The sequence below is a fragment of the Xenorhabdus khoisanae genome (assembly GCF_001037465.1).
In the GTDB taxonomy this organism is placed as follows: domain Bacteria; phylum Pseudomonadota; class Gammaproteobacteria; order Enterobacterales; family Enterobacteriaceae; genus Xenorhabdus; species Xenorhabdus khoisanae.
Map to the genome: position 1 here is coordinate 1 of NZ_LFCV01000236.1, position 3,553 is coordinate 3,553.

2 protein-coding genes and 1 pseudogene are annotated in these 3,553 nt (G+C 30.1%); 2 read left to right on the forward strand and 1 reads right to left on the reverse strand.

The window, feature by feature from the left end:
• Positions 1-1,445: 1,445 nt before the first annotated feature.
• A pseudogene (locus AB204_RS22165) lies at positions 1,446-1,723 on the forward strand (IS30 family transposase); the annotation flags it as partial.
• Positions 1,724-2,065: 342 nt separating this feature from the next.
• A complete protein-coding gene (locus AB204_RS21025; RefSeq protein WP_053067968.1) occupies positions 2,066-2,719 on the forward strand; it encodes a GntR family transcriptional regulator in 654 nt (217 codons plus the stop codon).
• Between the two features lie 365 nt (positions 2,720-3,084).
• Here the strand turns inward: AB204_RS21025 and AB204_RS23115 are convergent, their stop codons facing one another.
• Positions 3,085-3,231, reverse strand: a complete 147-nt coding sequence (locus AB204_RS23115; RefSeq protein ID WP_167336752.1) for a hypothetical protein — start codon at positions 3,229-3,231, stop codon at positions 3,085-3,087.
• Positions 3,232-3,553 lie beyond the last annotated feature (322 nt).

Genomic DNA, 3,553 nt, shown 5'->3' on the forward strand with positions numbered 1-3,553 from the left:
GGTTAAAAATTGTCAATTGATGTTAATCAATTTTAGTAAGATTGAGTAGCATTAATATTTAAAAATTATTACATATCCAAAATTTAATTCCACTTAGTCACAATATTATAGATTATAAATCTAAACTAGACAGTTTGGTATAAAATGTTTTGTTTTTTAATAAAATTTTATTGATTTGGCTTACATAAATAGATTTGAACATTTTGGTGTATAACTATTGTCAAATTAGTATATTTTCATTAAAAAATATCACTTAATATTACTTTTTCCACTAAATAAACTTAAAATTTATTAAAAAGTGGGTTTCACTCGCACTTGTGATTACTTAGAGAAAAAAGATTTTTCTGGCTTAATGTTGAAACTTTTTAATAAAAACAACTGGATGAAAATTTGTGCCCAACGGCGTTTTTTTTACCAACTTGTATTATTTTTTTCTTTGGTAATCGAGCTATGAAGAACCACGATATTGAGGTTTTTTAGCGGGAAACAACAGGTGGAAACGTGTTTCTGATTGATGCTAAATTAAGCGAAAATCTCACCTAATAAGGCGCTATTTGGGTTGGAAAGGGAGAAAGGAAAATATGTTTGCTCTTGAAAAGATCATGATGAATGTAGTCAAGTAATGAGAGGGATACCCATCGTCAGTGCGCTGATAAAAAGCAGAAAATGATAAACGTTTGAGTAATCTTTGACTATTCCTGAATCTAAAACACAACTTTTGACTTGCCCATCAGAGGTGCTCCAACCTTCGCAGCCCATAATCAATAAGATTGGGAATATAAGCATAAGGGTAAGAATTGAGGTATATCTGTGCACTTTTGGAAGTCGGTATCGTCAATGAATACACTGATATGGTTTGGAGAGGGGAAGGTGGGAGCTTTTATAATAATTCCCCCCATGAATTATTAGATAATTCTATAGCGATTTGATGAGCTATGATAAGGATTGAACTCATTATATATAATAAATTTAATTGGTTAGCATTTATCTAAAAATAATATTTTTAAATTTAGATTAAATTTATTTAGAATATCCGAAGATAATTTTTGGTTACGTATTCAATTCATTGATTGGCATTGAATATTTTGATTTTGTCACTACAAAATAGTGTTTCATGGAATAATGTTTATTTTTTTAAAACTTTATGCTAATTATTTTAAAAATTGCCTGCTTGATATTTAAATCATTAGTTATTACAATAATGTATTGCATCCTTATATTTAACAAGTGTATTATGTTATTTGAACGGCTTTGTAACATCGTGATTGTTATGAATGTAAATATTTATTCCAAAATTTTTTATTGGATTAGAAATAATAAATCAGATATTCAGAAGATAGAGTAGCAATATAGAGTGGTGGATTCGACTAATAAGTACAATTTTTCAGAAGAGCGGTCAGTTGTGGCACATAATAACGTGTTTATTCTTGGTACTTAATAGGTACCACGGTTTGGAGTTCGCAGAGCATGAAATCATGGGTAAAAGGTTAGAGACAGCGTTTTATTTTCTCACCCTTACTTTCCTTGGGAAAGAGGTATCAACAAGAATACCTGTGGATTAATCCGATAATACTTTCCAAAGGACACTGATTTTAATGAAATCACTGATCAGAAAATAAATTTTGTTGTAAATTGATCAAATAATCGCCCCAGAAAAACGCGAGGTAGTAAAACACCAAATGAATTATTTAAGGGAGTGTGGGTATGTTTACTTCCAGATTAACCATGTTGCACTTATTATATGAATGCAAGTGGTATTAACATTCAAATTGTTTTAGTGATTTAATTTTTTAATTTAATTGTCTGTGTTTTTACTATTAAATTTTTTATAAAAATAATTTTATATTCTGATGCTAGCTAACCTAGATTATTAGTCTTTTCACCTCAATAACACAAAAATTGGTATCGATACCTATATTTTATAAGCAAAATAAAACAGAGGAAAAATTATTTTAATTATTACAGTTGGATATCACTTGGTATATTTTTGTCACAAAGAGTCAGTAGTTTTATTTCTAATTTTTTGTAATGTATAAAAAGATTTAAATTAATTTAAGGACAGAAAATGGAAATTATAAAAACTTCATATGTTGATCGTGTTTACCTCAAAATCAAAAATAAGATCACTAATAATGAGTTTAAACCAAATGAACAACTATGTATTTCTAAACTGACAGATCAATTAAATGTCAGTTCTACACCAATTCGAGAAGCGCTCAATAGACTTTTGCAGGAACAATTTGTTATTAAAGGTGATAATAGGGGGTTCTATACACGAAGTTTGGACTATAAAGAGCAATTAGAACTAGTTGCTTTACGCGAAATACTCTTGCTATCTATAATTAAAATATATTTTAATAAAAAATCTCAAGGGAGTTTAAATGATTTTCCAAAAAAAATTGAGATCTTGATAAATAAAGAAAACAATTGTGATGCTGAAAAGGTAAAAAATGTTGACAGTGAATTTACTGTTTTAATACTCGATGCTATAAATAATAATGAACTAAGTAGATTGTATACTAATTGTATAGAGAGAAATAGTTATCCATGGCATACTTTTATAAAACAAAATGCAGTGTATTTTTTAGATATGTATGAGAAATTAATTTATTTTATAAAAAAACGGGATTTATCGAGTTGCGAAGAAATAATAAAGGAAGTTTTTTGTAAATTTAAGAATAGTAACCATATAGAGTTGTTATGTTTGGTTATTGATTGAATGTTTTTAAACCAAACATACTAAAAACAAGTTGCATATTAGATTGTTATATCATTCATCAGAAATAATGTTCACGTTCAATGAAAATATCTATATATTATTTTTCAGGAGCGTAATCATAAAACTGACTAATTATCCGTATAGTAAAACAGAATATTAGAAGGTGATAAGAGTGTAAGAAGTTTGTCCAACATTTTTCTGCTGTGATCACCAAAAACATGCGTCACATAATATCAATTGTGCAGGTTTAAAGTCATTTTTTCAGTGCCACACAGCCGGGCATCTGCGAATACCATTTTTCGAACCGCACGTATAATCTCCTGATGGTCAGTTACCGGGGCAATCCTCCTCACTGCGTCCCGCAATTAACCCTGTAGTCTCTTCCACAGGGTCGGTATAGCTGCTGCCTCTGTCAGCGTTTTCTCTTTACGGATCAGTTCGCGCTTAAGTTGCTTCGTTTCTTTCTGTCTCTGCTTCAACTTCAGAATCGTTTTATCTTCGCCGGAAGACATCTGTAAAAAGACATGTTGCGATTGGGCAATTTGCTTGCAATGCTCCCTCAATGTTCCATTTAGTATCTTTGTTGATATGACGTTTATCCTGACAGAGAGGGAATATACGAGCCCCGTACATATGAATCTATGAGAGGAATGAGACGGTAACGTCTCATCCTACTTGATCCATGAAATGAATACTTATTAAGAGCAAGAACAGCTACTTAAAAATTATCCATATATAATGATTTTAATTTTTGCAACACATATATTAATCCTTCTTGGATTCACATATTAAGCGCAACATCGTTATAAACGAAGTAAATGAGTTTTTGTCCCT

What these genes read in the sequence shown, in the direction of transcription:
- AB204_RS21025 (WP_053067968.1), top strand. Translation starts at nt 2,066, where the DNA reads ATGGAAATTATAAAAACTTCATATGTTGATCGTGTTTACCTCAAAATC.
- AB204_RS23115 (WP_167336752.1), bottom strand. Translation starts at nt 3,231, where the DNA reads ATGTCTTCCGGCGAAGATAAAACGATTCTGAAGTTGAAGCAGAGACAG.